Below are 19,549 nucleotides of genomic sequence, written 5' to 3' on the forward strand. Positions count from 1 at the left end.
TAAAAGATTACTCATTGCCCGTTACTTATCGTCTTAAGCCACTCTGAGCACAATTTTTTCCAGTTATCCGTCAGTTCGGATTTATTGGTAATTCCGATTTTATGTTCACCTTCCGGAAAAATAAATAGTGCTCCTCTCACTTTATTCTTTATCATTTCCTGATAGTACAAAATGCTGTTCATTACAGGAACTGTCTTATCGTTTTGCGCATGAAACAAAATAGTAGGAGGAGTTTTTTCCGTCACTCGGTTCTGCATCGAATATTCTTTGATCTTCTCGGGAGAAGCGTTTTCACCAAGCAGGCTGTTCCGGCTTCCAACATGAGCAAATTCTCCAAAATCGATCACCGGAGAAACCAGAATAGCAAAATTGGGAATGGTTGGAATTGAAGTCCAATCCCCTTTCAATTCAGTGTAATCTGTAGGAGTATTGCTTACGGATGCTGCCAAATGCCCGCCTGCGGAAGTTCCGATTACGCCGATCAGTTCCGGTGAAATGCCATATTGTTCTGCGTTTTTTCTAAGGTATTTTATAGCAGCCTGAATATCCTGCAAGGGTGCAATTTCTCTTTGTTTTAAATCAGGAGAAGTCGGTAATCTGTAATTTAGAACAAAAGCGGATATACCTTGTGTGTTGAACCATTTTGCAATCTGATAACCACCCAAATCATAAGTGAGTTTATAATATCCACCACCCGGAATAACAATAACTGCCATCTGCTTTCTTTCTTCTTTCGGAGGTAAAAAAGCAAATAACTCGGTTTCTTTTATCTGTATAATTCTGCCGTCTTTTTCTTCCGTTTTTAGAGGCAGTCCTTTAGAATTCGGCATCTGACCTTTTGGCCATACCATAATTTTTTCCTGCGCGGATAATTGGATGAAAAGGGAGATCAGGAATACTACAACAAACTTTTTCATTTAATAATTCTGGATTTAATTTTGTTGGAAATCGCAAAGGCGCAAAGTTATTTTAATGATTAAACTGTTTAAGGTGCAATGATTTGAAGTAGTAAATTTTATCGAAGATAAAATTCTTGCGACTTAAAGCATTTAAGTTTATAAACTTTTTTCGATTTCCAATTATTTCTTATTTAAAAAATCTTCCCTAAAAGGGGTAAAAGCATCAATCAATTGCCCTGCTTCCAGACATTTTACTCCATGAAAAATGTTGGGTTGGGCAAAAAAACCGTCGCCTTCATGTAAAACTTTTGTTTCGTCATCTACAGTTACTTCAAACTTTCCTGAAGCAACGTATGTGATCTGAGAATGAAAATGCTGATGCAAAGTACCAACAGCATCTTTTTCAAACTTCACAATCACCATCATCACCTGAGAATTGTAACCTACAAACTGTCTGGACACTCCGTCTCCTAAATCTTCCCATTCGGAATTGCCGTCAAAGAACGGTTCTTTTTTGAAATTCATTTTTTATGTTTTTTATTAGTTAATCGCAAAGGCGCTAAATTTTTAAAGTACTAACAGTTTTAAGGCGCAAAGATTTTTATCGGAGATAAAAATTGATGATGTAATCATGATTAAAAATATTTGTCTATATATTCTTTGTCATTCTGCAGGAATCTAAACTTCATATTTGTCCTCAAAAAATTAGGTTCTACACTCCACTTTTGTTCCGTTCTGAATGACATTAAAATATGTATTTGAAACCAAACTTAAAGATCTGCATAATCTGCGAAAACATTATTTAATATATTTTTCTAATCCAGTTTTCAGATCCTTCAAAGAACCTACGGCCAGTTTTGCAACGGATTCGGCTCCTAATGTTGACAAATGCGTATCATCATCTTTTCCTTTCGGATAGTAAGAATCTTCACCTTCTTTATAATGCAAATGTAATTTTTTTGAATTTTCAGGACCATAAGAAATTTCCAATTGTTCTGTTAATAATTGCATATCCACAAACGGAACTTTTAAATCGTTAGCCACCATTCTTACTACTAAAGGATAATCTGTATGTGTATCTACCAAAACTCCATTTTCATTGAAGTTTCTTCTCACAATAGAAGTCATCAGAATAGGTGTTGCTCCTTTCGCTCTGGTTTCATTGACATATCTTTCCAAATTGGCTCTATACTGAGTAAAAGGATTGGTGAATTTTGTGGAATCTTTTACTTTCTGATCATTATGACCAAACTGAATAATTACAAAATCACCTTTTTTCAACTGCTTCTCCACTTTATCCCATCTTCCTTCCGTTCTGAAACTTTTTGAGCTTCTTCCATTCATGGCATGGTTCTGAACTTCGATACCTGTTGTTAAAAATTGTGGTAAAACCTGTCCCCAACCGTGTTCCGGGTTTTTATCGGGATTTTCTTTGTTGGCCATGGTAGAATCGCCGATTAAGAATAGAGTAGGCTTTTGTGCAAATGTCATGATTGACAAAAACAAAAATAGTATGGAAAGTTTTTTATTCATTTTAAATTTTATTTTTTTTAATTAATCTTCTTTTGTCTTGAAACAGAACCAAAAGTTCAAGACTTGGAAACTCCGCTAAAAATTATTTCTGTTCTCTAAAAATTCTAAAACTCGCGCGAATTTGATATTTGTCTTTTTTATTCAATATTTTGGTCGTGCTCAAACAATAGAATTTTCTTAACGTTCACAGAATTAATTTTCTTGACGCTCCATTTTCCTATGTCGATTTAATTGAAGTTATTATTACTTATTATTTGCAGTCGGATTCCAGCCATCAAAGATTTTCTCAATGGTATATTTTTTTAATTCTTTTTTTGTCAGTTGATGGGACCAGTTTACCCGTTTCGAAGAGTTTCCGCCATCGCCTTTGCTTCCATATTCTGCATAGTAAGCGGTTTTTTCTTTATCAGGGAACATTTTATCACCTTTCCAGGGATTCCAGCCTTCGGGGACAATGTGTTTTCCCATTTCAGTATTGATGAAAACGGTTTTTGCGTAAGGTCGCCACGGTCTTCCTAAATACACTTTTGTGATTCCTTCTTTTGCTATTAATTGACAGTCGAAAAAGACAAAACCATATTCTCTGTCGGCCTCTGTTGCAGCTGCAGTGATGTAAGAATCTGCTAAGCTTTTTAGAGTACAGTTTTTAAAAACAACGGTTGCCTGTCCGAAAATAAAATCTGTTGTTCCTTCGATATAGCAGTTTTCAAAATATTGCCTGCTATGATTGGTTGCGGAATAAATTGTATCCTGACAACCTAAAATATTAGCATTTTTAATCACAAAACGGTCACCTTCTACATGGAGAGAAACTGCCTGGCCTTCATTGCACGAACTGTTCTGAATAGTCAGGTTACTGATTTTAATATCATCACCCATCACCAATAAAGTATAGGAGTTGAAAGTGGTCATTTTTTCATTAAATGCATCCGGTTTTCCTGAAAAATCATTGTTGGTAATGATGGTGTTGTTTTTATTCTCTCCCTCTAAAGTAATTTTATGTTTTGAAGATGGAATAATTACTTTCTCGTTGTATGTTCCGGATTTAATGAACACTAAAGCCTCTGCCGGACCTAAATCTCTGATTGAGTTTATCGCTTTCTGAATAGAGACAAAATCTCCACTTCCGTCTTTTGCAACGGTTATTTTTATGTAGGGATCGTTTTCTGCAAATAGAAAATTGACCATCAATATAAGGAGAATTAAAAATAATTTTTTCATAAACTGATTTATTATTTTTTGACGCAAAGTTTTTTTCTTAATGCTGATTTTTAGAAAGCAAATGCAAATAAAATTTGCTCACAAAGCTATGGCGATAACTTTATCAAATCAACCCGTTGATTCATATTTGTTCACTAAAATATTCATTTACATTAAATTAGATCTTTACGATTAAAATCATAATTAATATTATTTAAAAACTTTATTTAAAAACTTTATTTAAAAAATCAACCGTATATTTCAATGTTTCAGTAAACCATGGCTCAGCCGACCAGAATGAATGCGGTGAATCTTTGATTTCATGAAACTCAGTCGGGATATTGTAGCTCTTTAATTTTTTCATCATATCGTCTCTTCCTGCATGAAATCGTGGTTGCGAACTGTTGATGAAAAGAGTCGGAGGGGTATTTTTATCCACATATTCCAGAGGGGAAGCTTCAGTCCAGTTTTTTAAATTGACATTTCTGTCACCACCCAGCCAATACGAAGCATAAGTACTTTCTTCAGCTTCAGGATGAATGAAGGAAACAATTCCGTCAACATTAATGATGGCTTTAATTTTATTCTTTGATTTTACCCCGACCAGAGTTGCGATCTGAGCTCCTGCAGATTCACCCAAAACGGCTATTTTGTTTTTATCCAATGCATATTTTTCGTGATTTTTCTTTAACCAAAGTATAGCCTTTTCAATATCTTCAACACCTCCGGGATATTTTGCCACATCAGCTAACCGATAACCGACTGCTATTGCGACATAACCTTTTGAAGCCAGTTCCATTGCCATATATTTTTCATTTTCCTTATTTCCTGAAATCCAGCCACCGCCGTGTACCATTGCAATTCCTGCATGCTTTTTTGTTTTGTCAAGTGGATAATAAACATCGGCTTTGAGGGAAAGTCCTTTTATATTGGCGTATTCCACATCTTTATCAATTGCTATATTTTGTGGAACAGGCCGGTTTAAAGGGGTAATAAAAGGATGTTTTTTCTTTAATTTTTCGTAGGTAGACTCATTGGTGTATGGAGAAGCATTCGGACGTTGTGCCTGACCGAATGCTGTCATCCATACAAAGAAAATAGAAATATAAGTATGTTTTCTGTTAAAAATCATGTTGTCAAATTTTTTAAATTTTGAACCATTAAGAGTATTGAAGAACTTAAGATTAATTAAGAAAATCATTCTGATTTTTATCTTAAAGCAGAGCAACTTACATATTCTTAATAACTTAATTTACCTTAATGGTTTAAATAATTGAGACATTTATTTAACTGCATTTTTCGCTACATCCGTCCCGATAGAAAGTGAATTCTTATCGGATATTATTTCTTTCGGCAACAATACTGCTCCCGTTTTGTTTCCTAAAACCTTAATAAACGGCTTATTTTGAGATTCAAACTTTACGGTTGAAAGATTGATGTTTTTACTGTTATACACTGTTGCTCCCGTTCCTTCAGAATATTTCAGCTTTACGTTTTTTAACTGAATTCCGTCTGCATCCACGATTGTTAAAGCTTTTTTTGTGTCAAACTGAGAATCTTCAATGACAATGTTTTTAAGATTCATTTCTGCCAGACCGGATAAAGTAATCGCTTCATAAGAATTCACGGCATTAATGTTTTTAAAGAAAATATTTCTGAAAATCGGAGTCTCTTCTGTAACAGGATACACCTTTTCCGGTGATTTATTGCCTTCTTTTTTTTGTCCGTCTTCCAGAACCGGAGAGGCACCTTCGTAGAACATATTGAACCCGATGGTCTGGGTCGGGATATTGATCATGTCAATATTTTTGATGTAAATGTTTTCAACAATTCCACCTCTTCCACGTGTTGTTTTGAAACGCAGACCGATGTCTGTTCCAATGAACGTACAGTCTGAAACGTGAATATTCCTTGCTCCGCCGGACATTTCGCTTCCCACTACAAAACCTCCGTGGCCGTGATACACGATATTATTTTTAATGATAACATTTTCAGTCGGCATATTTCTTTTTCTTCCGTCTTCATTTTTCCCTGATTTAATGCAGATTGCATCATCACCTACGTCAAAAGTATTGTCGTAAATCAAAACATTTTTACAGGATTCCAGATCAACGCCATCTCCGTTTTGAGAAAACCAGGGATTTCTCACGGTAAGGTTTCTTAAAATTACATTGGTGCACATCAGCGGGTGAAGATTCCACGCCGGTGAATTCTGGAAAGTAGGTCCGTCCAATAAAACTTTATCACAACCCACCAGACTTACCATAACGGGACGAAGAAAATCTTTAACTGATTTAAGTTCTTCTTTAGAAATTTTATCAGGAACATTGAAGCTTGAGCTGCTTTCAAATCCCTTTTTATAACTTTCCGAAGGATACCATGTTTTGCCGTCGGAAGATAAAATTCCGCCCGATGCAACGATTTCTTTCCATTCAGATTCAGATACTTTTCCTTTTTTGATGGCTCTCCATGCATCACCGCTTCCGTCAATCACGCCTTTTCCTGTAATGGCAATGTTGGTTGCATTTCTCGCTGAAATTGGAGACTGGCAACGGATGGTGTTTAACCCTTCAAAACTCACATCAACTAAAGGATAATCGTTTTTATCTTTACTGAAAACAATGAAAGCACCTTCTTCTACATGAAGATTAATGTTGCTTTTTAACTCGATCGGACCTGTCAGCCACATTCCGCGGGGAACAACCAGCTTTCCACCACCTTTTCTGGTGAGGTCATCGATTGCTTTTCTGAAAGCTTCCGTATTTTTTATATTTCCGCCTGCAATTCCGCCGTATTGGGTAATTGAAACGGTGTTTAAAGCGAAAGAAGTTTCTGCCACCTGAGGCATTTTAAACTCAATGTTTTTATAAATATCCGGGTTCTGAGCGTGTATATGTCCAGAAAACATCATGACTGCTACTGAACCGATAATTTTAAGAGACTTCTTCATTTTATTTTTTTTTGAGTTTTAATTAGATTTTTAAATTCCTGATAAACAATTGACGCGACTGCTTTTGCCCCTTCCGGCTGAAAATGCGTGTTGTCTTTCTGACCTTTCGGATAAGCTTCATAAGTACTTTCAGGAAGATTCATGAAATAATGAGAGGTCGTGAAATCCTGACCTTTCCGGGTAAAATATTCCATTGATAATTTGTTTAAATCAATATAAGGAACGTTCATTTCTTTGGCAATATCAATCGGAGCCTGCCAGTATTCTCCGTGTACATTTTTCAGTTTTCCTTCTTTCCATGGATAATTTCTTGCGACAGGTGTTATGATAACCGGGTTTCCTCCTTTTTGTCTTGTCTGGGTTACAAACAATCTTAAAAACTCCTTATACCCCTGAATATTTACATATCGTTCCGTATGCTTTTCCGAGCCGTCATTATGGCCAAACTGCATCAAAACATAATCGCCGGGCTGCAAATTTTCGTAAACATATCTCCACCTCCCTTCCTGAAAAAATGTGCGGGTACTTCTTCCACCATACGCTTTGTCAATAACTGCCACAGAATCTGTTTTAATCATAGGTTTCAAAGAAGCCAGACTGTCTTTTACAAAAAACGGCTGAAAGACCTGTCCCCAACCTGTAATAGGGTAACGTACTTTCATATAATCTTTGCCGGGTTCGTAATCTCCGGTATAATCTGCCATCGTGGAATCTCCGATAAGATAAATGTGCGTGACTTCTTTATTGCGTTTTGTTATTGTCTTTTGAGCGCTGTTTTGTGACTGGCATGCGGACAAAAGTAAAACGGCGGATAAAAATGAAACGGTTTTATAGATTGTTTTTATCATGGACTAATTTTTCAAAATCTATTTACAGGTTAATTGCTAAGGTGTAAGTTTTTATTTTTTAATTCTGTTATTACAACCTTTTCAGAAACCTTATAGGTTTTTAAAACCTATAAGGTTTAAAGTTTAAAATCTAAGGTTTACAGTTTAAGTCAGATTTAAATCAGGTTCAAGTCATTTAATTTTTAGTTATTCTAAACCAGTCAAAATCTGCATATCCACCACGTGGTGCTTTTGCCGTACTTATGCTGTACAGACCTACTTTAGCACCAATCCACTTTCCGGGTTTGGCCTGAAAAACTTTGCCGGCTTTCGTGAAATTTTTACCGTTTTCACTGTAGCTGAACTGACATAGACCATTTGGCTCACTTACATTGACTTTTAAGTAGGCTTCATTTCCTTTTAATTTTGTTTCAAATACAACCTTTTCTTCACCGCCTTTATCCGCTTTTTCGGCTCTTCTTAACTGTAAATAATATCCGTCCGGTTTATTGGTAATGACAATGGATTGATGATCTAATCCCATGATCAGTAATCCTGCGGCTTTTCCTTCTTTAGCATCTTCCGGGGTTAATTTAACTTTGGTAGAAGCGGTGAAATTCGGAGCCGGGAATTTTTGGGTTAATAGATTCGGAACGTTCCAGAGGTTTTTTTCTCCTTCGGGAACTTTTATAGAGAATAATCTTAAAAATTTCTGTCCCGGAAGCTTGGATGACCAGATTATATTTTCGTTCGCACTCCATTGCCATTGGATTCCTAATTTTTCACCATCAAATTCATCGGTTTCAGGAGGTGTAACGATAGGGTGTGATTGACCTGCGTTCGGCTTTTTATAGGTTAAAACCGGTTCTCCGATTCCGTTTTTATTGTTGTCGATTCCTATTACCGGCCAGTCTTTTTCCCATTTCATCGGCTGCAGATGAATGATCCTTCCATAGGTGTCAACATCCTGGAAATGATAGAACCAATCTTCACCTGAAGGGGCGTCTACCCAGGCTCCCTGATGAGGGCCGTTGATTTTTGTGGAGCCCTGTTCCAGAACAACTTTTTCCTCGTAAGGGCCATAAATATTTTTTGATCTTAAAACCAATTGCCAACCTGTAGCCACACCGCCTGCAGGGGCAAAAATATAGTAATAGCCGTTTCTTTTATACATTTTCGGACCTTCGACTGTGGGATGTGCATCGTGACCGTCAAACACATGAACTCCTTTATCCAATACTTTTGTTCCTTCAGGATTCATTTTATTAAGAGTCAAAATACTTTTCACTCCGGCGCGGCTTCCCGCCCAACCATGAACTAAATAGGCATTTCCGTCATCATCCCAAAACGGACAGGAATCGATTAAGCCTTTTCCTTCCATTACCAAAACAGGCTCCTCCCATTTTCCAAGTGGATCTTTGGTTTTTACCATGTAAATTCCGAAATCGGGATCGCCCCAATAAATGTAAAATTCTCCTTTATGAAAACGGATGCTTGGTGCCCAAACCCCGTCACCTCTTTTTGGGGTGGAGAAATGTTCATTGGGAAGAACATCCTGAATAGCATAATTCACTAATTTCCAGTTGACCATATCTTTTGAATGAAGAATCGGTAATCCGGGAGTTTCATTGAAACTTGAAGCGGTCATATAGTAATCGTCACCAACCCGAATAGCATCAGGATCAGAGTAATCTGCATATAAGATCGGATTTCTGTAATTCTTCCCCTGATCGGCAGTCCAAACTTCGGAAACGTAGTTTTTTGCCTGTGCATTGAGATATGTTGAAGCAATTGAAAATATCGTAATTGCTGCTATATTTAAAATTTTTGTCCTCATTAAATCAAATTCATTGTTTTAGGTAATAGAAATTAGGTTGCAGGTTTTAGTTTATTTTTCAAATTCCAAACTTGCCAGAATAAAAGGTCCTGTTCCTTTTGCATCGTTGGAACGAATTTCTTCATTCACATAATATTCGTAAGAACCGTCTCTGTAAGGTTTTCCACCCAAACCGGCAACGGCACAGCATTTATTTAAATTAACCACGCCGTTTTCATCTACTGTAATTAAATTTTTAATGATTCCGTCGTAGCCTTTTTTAGCATAAGCTTTATAAGATTCTGGTAAATAGCCGTTGTTCACAGATTTAATGATTGTGTAAACAAACATTGATGATGCCGTAGCTTCTGTATAATTCCCTTTTTCTCCTGCTTTATCCAACACCTGATACCAAAGTCCGGTTTCTTTATCCTGAACCTTGATGACAGCATCTGTATACGATTTTATATAAGAGATTAATCTTGCTCTTCCGGGATGGTCTTTCGGTAAATAATCCAATACATCTACCATTGCCATTCCGTACCAACCCATTGCTCTTCCCCAGAAATTGGGTGAAAGTCCGGTTTCTTTATTTGCCCAGGCTTCTTTTTTGCTTTCATCCCAGGAGTGATAAAGAAGTCCTGTTTTTTTGTCTGTAAGATTTTTTTGTACTGAATCAAACTGGAAAACAATATCGTCGTAAGCTTTTGTTGCATCTGTACCTTTCACAAAATCCTTGGTATAGTGCGTGTAAAATGGCATTCCCATGTACAGCCCGTCCAGCCATACCTGATACGGATATATTTTTTTATGCCAGAAAGAGCCTTCTGATGTTCTTGGCTGTCCGTCAATTTGTAAACGAAGAGTCTGAAGAGCTTTAAGGTATTTTTCTTTTTTCTCTTTTTCATAAAGATATAACAGAACATTTCCGCTGTTCAGCATATCAATATTGTATTTGTCCAAGTCGTAGGTAAGGATTGTACCGTCTTCTTTAATCAGTTTTTCACCGAAGTCGGTAATGTAGTTGTAATATTCTTTTTTACCTGTTTTAGCATATAATTTTTCAGCACCATCCAAAACAATTGCTGAAGGATACGTCCATTTCGGACTTTTACTGAAATCCAGCATCCAGGATTCCGGGAAACGATGCATTTCGGAAAGCATCATTCTTTCTGACCATTTCAGGTTGGCAGGAACTACTTTTCCTGATTTTGAAGTTTCTGTTGCCGGTTTTGATGCAGCTGCAGATTGGGTTTGAGCGCATGCTAAAAACATTCCTGAACCTAATATTGCAACAGTGTAAGCTTTTATTTTATGATTAATGAAATTCATTGTTTCTAATTTTAAAGTTGATTATTTTTATCTAAAATATCCAGTTTTTTATCCAGATCCTGATAAAAAGATGCTTCTGTTGTCAGGCCATTGGGCTCTAAAGACCATGCTCCCAAAAAGTAATAGGAAACATTTTTAGTTTTCTTGAAAACAATAGTATGGGTTGATTTTGTTTTGACATATTTATCAAAGTTATCAAGAGGGTAGAAGACCGCCATTCCCAGGTTATCATCTTTTTTGGTTTCGGTTTGATTTCCGTACGTGGCAATGTAAGCCCATTTTTTATTTTTACTGATTCCTTGTTTTAACGGAATATTTTTAATGGCAACAATTCCGGTGCATAATCCTGAAAGAGTATTGCTCAGGTTTAAATCTACCTTTACGAAACGGTCTTTATTAAAAATCGTCAGTTTTGACTGTAAATCTATCGCATCACCCCAGGTTTTCCAGCCTTTATAATCTATGATTGCATAAGACCTGTCTTTTTCATTAGCTACTTTTACCGTTGTATTTTTTACGATTTTAAAAGTTTCAACAAAATCATTCTGCTCGTCATATCTTCCGTAAGAACCGATCCCAATCGTACGGCCGGATTTTAAAATATCCTGTCCCCAAGGTGCATCGTGATGATAAGATTCAAAACCGTCCTGCCCAACTTCCGGCAGCACCAATGTGTTTACTTTTTTACCGAAAATATCGGTTGCATTTCTCCAGTCCAGATAGAGTCTGTAACCGATCTGGTTGTTTTCCAGACCAATGCCTTCATACCTGATGTAAGTAGAGTGGTCGGTATGAGATTCCGGAAGCATGAGCTCCTGAATGTTTTTAAAAGCTCCGCCGATGTATTGGTTCCCTTCCCATTTTCCGCCTTCTTTTACAGAAAGTTCCGCATAAGAAAACGGAGCTTTTGGATTCTTACGGATTTTTTCAACCGCAGAAGTCTGGGCAGAAAAATTTGAACTGATAAACACTCCCGTAATTAATATTTTAAATAAATTGAATTTCATACTATTTTTTTATTAGATCACCTTTTAATAAAATTTTTTCACAATTATTACTGTTGTCCTTCGGTTATTTTTTTTACAACATCATTTATATAAACTTCGATATTGTCATAATTTTTATCCAAATCTCTTCCGTTGGCATTTGCCGCTTTTGGGTTTAACTGATATTTGATTTCCCATTCATCCGGCATTCCGTCGTTGTCCAAATCTTGTAGTGGATTTCCGGGCTTCAAATCCGGAAATCCGCCTGCATCTTTCTGAGAATCAATGATTCCGTTGGTGCTTCCTTTTGAACCTTTGTAGGTGAAGCTTCCGTTTTTGATGTCTTTTAAAACATGCAAATCGACTGCATCCCGAACCAGACTTGCGCCTCCGAACTGCAAAGTTTTCACGTAAGCCTCTTTGGCAGAATACGTTTTCACATTATTCTGAATATCATGCGGCTGACTGATTTTTATGGCATTTTTATCCTTATCCGTAAGATTATACGCAGGTTTCATCTGGCTGAAAACACCTTCGTCCCAGTTGTCTTTTGTGGCTTCCGGGCTTCCTTCCACTACGTTTCCGCTGATGTAGTATTTCCCCCAGATATTGTAGACTTCCGTTTGTGGGTTCTCATTTTTATCGATGGCAACAATGCGTTGTTTGGTCATGGTTGCAGGTCCCGGTTTATAATAATTATTGACGATATTCACGTTCATTCCTTCGCCTCCGTAAACATTATTGTGTCCCCAGTTATAAATGACGTTGTTTCTGAAATCCGTGAGATCTGTCAGGGCAAATTTACTTCCTGCATATTCTCCCAATCTAGGATTCCTGCTGTCGTGGTGAGCATAAATATTATGATGGAAAGATGCAAATTTTCCACCGGCAATTCCACCGTATCCGTGGGCTCCTTTCCGGTGGGCAGAATTTCTTAAGCTTTCTGCAATGACACACCATTGAAGCGTTGTATTTTCATTGACATAAATGGAAACCGTCTCATCAGTTGACCAGCTCATCGAACAATGATCCACGATCAGGTTTTTGATAAATCTGGCTCCCAAAGCATCTCCTTCAAAGTTTTTCTGATCTCCCATCCTGAATCTCATATACCGGATAATGACGTTATCTGCTCCTATAAAAGTTTCGTAATTGGCAACGGTAATTCCGTCTCCGGGAGCGGTTTGTCCGGCGATGGTGACATCTCCTTCTTTTATTTTTAATGGTGATTCCAAATAGATCGTTCCACCGGTTTTGAAAACAACATACCTCGGACCTTTCTGGTCTAATGCATATCTTAGAGTTCCTTCCGAACCATCATCCGCCAGTTTGGTCACGAAATAAACTTTTCCGCCACGACCGCCGGTTGTGTATCTTCCGAAGCCTTCCGCACCTGGAAAACTTAACACATTTTGAGCATTTATCAGGATTGAAATCCCACATAAACCTGCTATCGTGAATCGTTTTGTGAAATGTTTTTTCATGATTGAAAATCTTTGGTGTTGAAGGTTGGATTTAAATTATTTTAAATTTTTTTTCACGTTCCAGTTGTCTTTTCCTTTAAGAATATTGTCTGTTGAATATTTTTTTCTTTCTTCTTTTGTCAATTGGTGTGACCAGGAAACTCTTTCTGAAATATTTGCTCCTGCTCCTTTTGAATTCAATTCGGCATAGAAGGTTGTCTTTTCTGCATCAGGCTTGTTCCAATTGTGCCAGCCTTCGGGTTTTATGGTTGAATTCAATTCACAATCGACATAAATTGTTTTGGCAAAAGGCCTCCATGGTCTTCCTAAATAAACCGAGCTGTTTTTGGCATTTCCGATGATTTTTGAATTGATAAAAACAAATCCGAAATCATTTTCCTGTGGAGTAGAAGCTGCTGTCACATAGCTTGCGCTTTCTTTTGAATAAATGGTGCAGTTTTCAAAAACGGCTGTTCCGGCTCCGAAAATATAATCGGTGGTTCCTTCAATATAGCAGTTGTAAAAATAGTTTCTTGAAGGTTTTGTTTTATCTTCCAGATCCTGGGCTCCTTTTAAATAGAGAGTGTCCTGGTTTCCTAAAAACCTGCAGTTTTCAAAAGCAATCCTGTCACCCGAAGTTAAAACGGCAACGGCTTGCCCGACTCTTCCTGAGCTGTTTTCAAATGAAATGTTTTTTGCCGTAAAATCATCTGAATAAATAAAAATCGTTGAAGAACCTGTTGTTCCTATATCTTTTCCGTCCGGATTTTTTTTTGAAGCATAATCATCATAAGTGATCATCGTATTTTCAGGATTTTCACCTTCCATCATGATGGGGCCTTTAGTTTCCGGGATGGTAATTTTTTCTTTGTAAACTCCTGCTTTAATTATAATTTTTGTTCTTGTGGAAAAACTGTTTTCAACGGCATCGATAGCCTGTTGTATTGTAGTGAAGTCACCTTTTCCGTCTTTCGAAACCACGATGATCCGGTCGCCGGCTTTGAAAGAAAGTAAGCTGAATAATGCTACCAGTAAAATTGAAAACAGCTTTGTATTTTTAAGTAAAATGGAAGTTTTCATTGAATAATTTTTGAGTTAAAATACAGACCTGCTTCCTGGGAAGAAAGTCTGTATCAACTGTTGATATGAATGTGTATTGTTTCTAATAACCGTAATCCTGAGTAAGATTATAGTTAGATTGAATGATGTCACTGTAAATAGGTAATAATTCTCTTTTATTCGGCTGGAAATATTGGGCAAAACCTTTCACCGGATCACTGATGTAGGTTGGTAAAACAGCAGCCCGCCATGCAATCTTTGTATAACCTGCCGGTGTGGCATCCTGAGAAGGCATATAAAATACCTCAGATTTGTCTCCGCCGGTGAAGAAAATATCAATATCATTTACATTCTGCTGTGCCGTTTTTGTTGGATCATAAGGTGATTTTTTATAGTAAAGGTTTAAAGGGGCGTTAGCATATTGTCCAGTTCCGTTGGCGAAAGCAGTAAGCTTCTGTCTGGTTTCCGTGATTTTGGCATCCAGTAAATTCCAGCGGATCAGATCATATTTTCTGATTCCTTCAGAGCCCAGCTCCAATAATCTTTCCTTTACAATATAATTGAAGAATCCTGTTTTATCAGCAGGGATGGTTCCTACCTGTCCTAAATTTCCTGTATAAGCTCTGGTTCTCACTGATCTTACTGCATTGATTGCTTCCTGGGAAGGAGCCCCGTGAATTTCGTTATCTGCCTCTGCAAACATAAGCAGTACATCTGAAAAACGGAGTAATGGCCAGTCAACCGCAAGGTTTTGAGAAGGTCCGGTAATATTCGTCCAGGATTTTCTGTATTTGGAATCTGTAAAAGAAATGGCAGTTACTATTTCAGCCTGGTTTGAATTGTTCACTTTGAAAATTCCCACGTTCATGTCTCTTCTTAAGTCATATTTAGTGAATTCGTAGAAGTAAACGGGAAGTGCATTGATACCACCGCCGCCTTTCCAGCTGGAATTATCATCATGTTTCAACCCGTTGTAATAACCGATTTTACTGTCTGTTCTCGCGTTTCCTCCGAAAGCTCCCACACAGAAGATGATTTCATTGGTCGCATCCTGAGTATTGGTATGTAAAGCTCTGAAAACTGCTTCGTAGCTTGGGTTTAAGCTATGCTCAGCGGTATGGTTCATAATATCTTTACATTCATCATAGGCAATCTGATAATAGACTTGAGGATTTGATCCCTGTGCCATTGCCTGTGGACTCCTTCTCAGAGAATATCCGGCTCTTGCCAAAGCAATTCTGGCTCTCAACCCTTTTACAAACCCTTTGGAAATTCTTGCATTGGTTGTACTTCCTTCAGATCTCCACGGTACTAATGTGGATGCTTTTGCAAGATCGGTAAGCATTTTTTCATAAATAACGTCTCTGTCCGTTTTCTGAAGGTATAAATTTTCCAGGTCGGATGACGGAACTTCCTGGAAAGGAACATCACCCCAGTTTCTGATCAGTTCATAATAAAACTGGGCTCTTAAGGTTAAAGCTTCGCCAAGATAACGGTCCATTAATTTTTTATCAGAATCTGAACCTGTTTGATATACCGGTGACAGAGGAATATTTTTAATACAAAGATTGGCACGTTCAATTCCGGAGTACAATTTCAGGAAAGGTTTGTTTAATTCCGTATTGGTAGGACAGGCCCCAAAGGTTGAGATCCCTCTTCTGTCATTACAGTTGTAGTCTCCCGAAGTTCTGAAATCGTCGCTGGAGTGGGGATAGATTAAAGCTAATCTTTGTCCGTATCCGTCATCACCCGCCAATTGGCTGTAAACACCTACCAATGCTGTAAAAGTATCGGAAGTACTGTCAAACTGCTGGGCTTCCGACACACTTGAATAATTTTCTGCATCCAGGTAATCGTTACATGAGTTGAAGGCTGATAACGAAAGAATGCAACTTAGAATTATTATTGTTTTTTTCATGTTTAAGTCTTAATTAAAAGGTTATATCAACACCCGTTAAAATAAATCTGCTTCTCGGATATGCAGCATAGTCAACACCCGGAGTCAAAGGATTTTTTCGGGTACTTGCCTCAGGATCGTATCCATCGTAACCCGTGATGGTAAACAAATTATTTACTGTAACATACATTCTGAAGTTTTTGATAGAAAGGCTTTCCAGTGAGCCTTTTGGCAGGCTGTATCCCAGTGTTACGTTATTTAATCTTAGGAATGATCCGTCTTCAATCGCATAAGAATGCAGAATATAACTTCCCTGTGGAGGCGTCCACATCGTTGTATTAGCATTTAATGCGGCTAAAGCGGCAGGATCCGTAACTTTTATACCGTTGTTGTCAAACCATCTCCATCGGTCTGCAACTTCGGCAGCCATGTTGTTGTCTCTGTAAAGATACTGTGATGTAAATTCAATTTTATTGGCATTGTACACTTTATTTCCGACAGAGAAGTTGAAGAATAAGCTCATATCCCAGTTTCTGTATCTGAAGGTCTGGTTGAAACCTCCGTAGAATTTTGGCTGTGCACTTCCCAGTTCAGTCTGATCGGCTGCCGTGATTTGCCCGTCATTATTAATGTCTCTCAATTTCAGATCGCCCGGCTGAATAGGTTTTGAACCGTTGGCAACAGCGCTACTGCTCGGAACACCTGCTTTTAAAGTATAGACCTGCGTGGAAGCATTATAATCAAAATCGCTGATCTCATATCTTCCTTCTGTGACGTAGCCGTAATAAGTTCCTACAGGATTGCCCACTTTCGCAATAAAATCATATAAATTGTTTACCCATCCTGAAGCTACAAGATAGTAATCATTATTGGCAGAAACGTTTGCCCCTAAGCTTTTAATAATATTTTTATTGGCCGAGATGTTGAAATCTGTTTTCCAGGTAAAATTCTCTTTATTGAAGATAATACCACCTAAAGATACTTCAATCCCTTTATTCTGGGTTTTTCCTGAATTCTGGTATTGATATTCATATCCTGATGTCTGAGGGATTTTAGCTAAGATAAGCAGATCTTTGGTGTCTGTGATATATCCGTCTACACTACCGTATAATCTTCCGTTAAAGAATCCGAAATCAAGACCGAGGTTCTTGGAAACCGTAGCTTCCCATGTCACGTTTCTGTTGGCTAGTGTATTTCCGGTAGTTGCTCCCGGAGTTACACCGCTTCCGAAAGTATATCCGTAATCCGTAGAAGTCGTGAAGAATGTATCATACAGATATGACGGAATTCTGTTGTTTCCGGCCATTCCATATCCGAAACGAAGCTTAAGCTCATCCAGCCATTCTTTATTTTTAAGAAAATTTTCCTGTTTGATTTTCCATGCTAATGAAACTGCGGGGAATGTTCCCCATCTTTTTCCTTCCCCGAAAACATTGGAACCGTCAGTTCTGATCGAAAATGTTGCGATATATTTGTTGTTGTAAATATAGTTGACCCTACCAAAGAAAGAAGCTAATCTGTCCGGTGGCAAAGCTGCTGTTCTTGCTGCATCCTGAATCATTCCCGAAGGCGGAATGGCTGCCTGGATATTAGAAAAAGCTTCATTGGGAAGAATAGACGTCGGTAGCCATTTTACATAAGTATTGGATGATTCCCCGTCTGTCTGTACCGTTTCCTGGCCAATTAACAAGTCGAGTTTATGATCCCCGAATTTCCTGGTATAATTTAAAGTATTCGTATTGGTGATTCTTCTCGTCTGTGATCTTGTAAGTTGTACAATCGGCTGGTTATTGTTGGCTCTGGCATCGCTGGTTACCGTACCCCAGAATTGATTGACTGAATTGTCTCTTTGTACATAACCTACCACACTTCTGAAAGTTAAATCTTTCGTGATGTTATAGTTTAAATAGGCATTTAATAACAAATCGTTGGTTCTGTTATCCTTTACCTCATTGTCGTTTAAGATCAGCGGATTGACAAGATTGGTAATCGTTGCATAATTCGGATCAAAATCATCAATCGGAACATTGCTTCCCCCTTCAAAAGGCTGATACCTTACTGCATTTCTCAGTCTGTTGGTTCCCTGGGAACCTGTTGCGGAAGTCCCGGCTCCGGAAATCAGCTGTCTGCTGTATCTTGCGTTGAAACCGACCTTTAATTTTTTAGAAATATCATAATCATATTTGAAGTTGGCCATGCTCCTTTTGAAACCTGAATTAAGCATGATCCCATCCTCTTCCACATGATTTAGGGTCAATGAGAATGCAGATTTCTCGGAACCTCCCGTTACACTTAAGTTATGCGTAAAGTTGAAAGCTTCCTGTCCGAAAAGCTCATCCTGCCAGTCTCTTTTTTTGATGTTTTTATACTTGTTTTCCAGCTCATTAAAACTTCCGTATCTCGTTTCAAAAGTTGTAATATCTTCTGCAATACCGCCTTTATTATAAAGCTCATACTGATACATTACAAATTCGTAGGGATCGAGCACAGGAATTGTATTCATGATTTTTCTTACCCCTGTATATCCGTTATAATTGATGGAAGTAATCGCTTTTTTGCGGCCGCCTTTTGTGGTGATCAATACCACACCGTTAGCACCCCTTGATCCGTAGATTGAGGTGGAGGCAGCGTCTTTCAGAACTTCTATAGATTCAATTTCTTTTGGAGAAATAATAGACAGGGCGTTATCCATCTGGATTCCGTCAACGATATAGAGTGGGGCATTACTCTGGGTAATCGAAGTACCCCCTCTTACTTTAATTTCAATATCTGCACCTGGGGAGCCTTCACTTGCCATCACCTGTACCCCTGCGACTCTACCCTGGATTGCCTCTGCTGCACTGTTTACAGGCATATCCTTCACTGCATCAGCTTTTACGGAACCTACTGCATTCGTCACGTCGGCTTTAGAAACTTTAGAATAACCTACCAGAACCACTTCATCGATCTTGGTTTCTTTTTCCTTTTTTGTTTCTTTTTCTTGAGCCATAGCAAGTACAGGAAGGAGAAAGACAGTTAAATATAACCACTTTATTGATTGTACTTTTTTATCCATGTTGTATCCTTATTGTTTTAATTATTGGTTGAAAGTTTTTTTCAATCTTTTGTTTTTTTGTGGATTTCGTAAGTATTCTATTTTTCTAGTGGTAAATATTTCCTGAAAATTTTACGCTTTTTATTGTGCAATCGATTGCGTAATTTTTCATAATGAAATAACTTGGCTTCTAAACTAATATTATTTTCCAATACACAAAGAAAAAAATATTATTTTTTCATTAATTTGATTGTTTAAAATCTTAAAGTTGACAAAATATTTGTTGAGTATTTTAATTTAATGTATTGATTGTTAGTTGTTTGTATTGTATTTGATTAGAATTTAAATTATTTAAAAAAATGTAAAAATTTACACTGTTTAATAATCCCAAAAGATAAAATATATAAAAAAACATCAGATTTTCTGGATATTAAATTCCCCAAAAATATCGCTCAAAGATAAAAAATTGAATTGTTTCCTGATTTTTGTCATCTTTTCATGGACGAAAATTATTCGTTTTTGTCAATTAATAACGATTGATCTTATTATGTAT

The 19,549-nt window shown here is 37.4% G+C and carries 14 protein-coding genes; all 14 read right to left on the reverse strand.

Annotated features, from left to right (window positions below; genetic code table 11):
- Positions 1-11: 11 nt before the first annotated feature.
- On the reverse strand, positions 12-917 hold the full coding sequence (locus AB8P06_RS17400) for an alpha/beta hydrolase (protein WP_369843512.1): 906 nt from the start codon (positions 915-917) through the stop codon (positions 12-14).
- Between the two features lie 162 nt (positions 918-1,079).
- Positions 1,080-1,424: a cupin domain-containing protein gene (locus tag AB8P06_RS17405; RefSeq protein WP_369843513.1), complete on the reverse strand. Its 345-nt coding sequence runs from the start codon at positions 1,422-1,424 to the stop codon at positions 1,080-1,082.
- A 273-nt stretch (positions 1,425-1,697) separates the two neighbouring features.
- Positions 1,698-2,432 carry a rhamnogalacturonan acetylesterase gene (locus AB8P06_RS17410; protein WP_369843514.1) on the reverse strand — a complete coding sequence of 245 codons (735 nt, stop codon included), beginning with the start codon at positions 2,430-2,432 and terminating at the stop codon, positions 1,698-1,700.
- 243 nt (positions 2,433-2,675) lie between these two features.
- Positions 2,676-3,653 carry a pectinesterase family protein gene (locus AB8P06_RS17415; protein ID WP_369843515.1) on the reverse strand — a complete coding sequence of 326 codons (978 nt, stop codon included), beginning with the start codon at positions 3,651-3,653 and terminating at the stop codon, positions 2,676-2,678.
- Positions 3,654-3,855: 202 nt separating this feature from the next.
- On the reverse strand, positions 3,856-4,764 hold the full coding sequence (locus AB8P06_RS17420; RefSeq protein ID WP_369843516.1) for an alpha/beta hydrolase: 909 nt from the start codon (positions 4,762-4,764) through the stop codon (positions 3,856-3,858).
- 150 nt (positions 4,765-4,914) lie between these two features.
- Complete coding sequence (locus AB8P06_RS17425; protein ID WP_369843517.1) at positions 4,915-6,582, reverse strand: glycoside hydrolase family 28 protein; 1,668 nt, start codon at positions 6,580-6,582, stop codon at positions 4,915-4,917.
- Positions 6,579-7,430, reverse strand: a complete 852-nt coding sequence (locus AB8P06_RS17430) for a rhamnogalacturonan acetylesterase (protein ID WP_369843518.1) — start codon at positions 7,428-7,430, stop codon at positions 6,579-6,581. Before AB8P06_RS17430 ends, AB8P06_RS17425 begins: the two co-directional genes overlap by 4 nt.
- A gap of 175 nt (positions 7,431-7,605) precedes the next feature.
- The gene (locus AB8P06_RS17435) at positions 7,606-9,246 is read right to left on the reverse strand and encodes a glycoside hydrolase family 43 protein (protein WP_369843519.1); all 1,641 of its coding nucleotides are present in this window, start codon (positions 9,244-9,246) and stop codon (positions 7,606-7,608) included.
- A gap of 51 nt (positions 9,247-9,297) precedes the next feature.
- The gene (locus tag AB8P06_RS17440; RefSeq protein ID WP_369843520.1) at positions 9,298-10,557 is read right to left on the reverse strand and encodes a glycoside hydrolase family 88/105 protein; all 1,260 of its coding nucleotides are present in this window, start codon (positions 10,555-10,557) and stop codon (positions 9,298-9,300) included.
- An 11-nt stretch (positions 10,558-10,568) separates the two neighbouring features.
- On the reverse strand, positions 10,569-11,564 hold the full coding sequence (locus AB8P06_RS17445) for a DUF4861 family protein (protein WP_369843521.1): 996 nt from the start codon (positions 11,562-11,564) through the stop codon (positions 10,569-10,571).
- Between the two features lie 47 nt (positions 11,565-11,611).
- Positions 11,612-13,027, reverse strand: coding sequence for a pectate lyase family protein (locus AB8P06_RS17450; protein ID WP_369843522.1), 1,416 nt, complete (start codon positions 13,025-13,027; stop codon positions 11,612-11,614).
- Between the two features lie 36 nt (positions 13,028-13,063).
- The gene (locus AB8P06_RS17455; protein ID WP_369843523.1) at positions 13,064-14,086 is read right to left on the reverse strand and encodes a pectinesterase family protein; all 1,023 of its coding nucleotides are present in this window, start codon (positions 14,084-14,086) and stop codon (positions 13,064-13,066) included.
- An 82-nt stretch (positions 14,087-14,168) separates the two neighbouring features.
- Positions 14,169-15,983, reverse strand: coding sequence for a RagB/SusD family nutrient uptake outer membrane protein (locus tag AB8P06_RS17460; protein ID WP_369843524.1), 1,815 nt, complete (start codon positions 15,981-15,983; stop codon positions 14,169-14,171).
- Between the two features lie 13 nt (positions 15,984-15,996).
- Positions 15,997-19,017, reverse strand: a complete 3,021-nt coding sequence (locus AB8P06_RS17465; RefSeq protein ID WP_369843525.1) for a SusC/RagA family TonB-linked outer membrane protein — start codon at positions 19,015-19,017, stop codon at positions 15,997-15,999.
- Between the last annotated feature and the right edge of the window lie 532 nt (positions 19,018-19,549).

It is taken from the genome of Chryseobacterium tongliaonense (genome assembly GCF_041224435.1).
Taxonomy (GTDB): Bacteria; Bacteroidota; Bacteroidia; order Flavobacteriales; family Weeksellaceae; genus Chryseobacterium; species Chryseobacterium tongliaoense.

Coding starts and splice junctions, on each gene's coding strand:
- AB8P06_RS17455 (WP_369843523.1), bottom strand. CDS start 14,086: ATGAAAACTTCCATTTTACTTAAAAATACAAAGCTGTTTTCAATTTTA.
- AB8P06_RS17465 (WP_369843525.1), bottom strand. CDS start 19,017: ATGGATAAAAAAGTACAATCAATAAAGTGGTTATATTTAACTGTCTTT.
- AB8P06_RS17430 (WP_369843518.1), bottom strand. CDS start 7,430: ATGATAAAAACAATCTATAAAACCGTTTCATTTTTATCCGCCGTTTTA.
- AB8P06_RS17410 (WP_369843514.1), bottom strand. CDS start 2,432: ATGAATAAAAAACTTTCCATACTATTTTTGTTTTTGTCAATCATGACA.
- AB8P06_RS17425 (WP_369843517.1), bottom strand. CDS start 6,582: ATGAAGAAGTCTCTTAAAATTATCGGTTCAGTAGCAGTCATGATGTTT.
- AB8P06_RS17460 (WP_369843524.1), bottom strand. CDS start 15,983: ATGAAAAAAACAATAATAATTCTAAGTTGCATTCTTTCGTTATCAGCC.
- AB8P06_RS17415 (WP_369843515.1), bottom strand. CDS start 3,653: ATGAAAAAATTATTTTTAATTCTCCTTATATTGATGGTCAATTTTCTA.
- AB8P06_RS17445 (WP_369843521.1), bottom strand. CDS start 11,564: ATGAAATTCAATTTATTTAAAATATTAATTACGGGAGTGTTTATCAGT.
- AB8P06_RS17450 (WP_369843522.1), bottom strand. CDS start 13,027: ATGAAAAAACATTTCACAAAACGATTCACGATAGCAGGTTTATGTGGG.
- AB8P06_RS17440 (WP_369843520.1), bottom strand. CDS start 10,557: ATGAATTTCATTAATCATAAAATAAAAGCTTACACTGTTGCAATATTA.
- AB8P06_RS17420 (WP_369843516.1), bottom strand. CDS start 4,764: ATGATTTTTAACAGAAAACATACTTATATTTCTATTTTCTTTGTATGG.
- AB8P06_RS17400 (WP_369843512.1), bottom strand. CDS start 917: ATGAAAAAGTTTGTTGTAGTATTCCTGATCTCCCTTTTCATCCAATTA.
- AB8P06_RS17435 (WP_369843519.1), bottom strand. CDS start 9,246: ATGAGGACAAAAATTTTAAATATAGCAGCAATTACGATATTTTCAATT.
- AB8P06_RS17405 (WP_369843513.1), bottom strand. CDS start 1,424: ATGAATTTCAAAAAAGAACCGTTCTTTGACGGCAATTCCGAATGGGAA.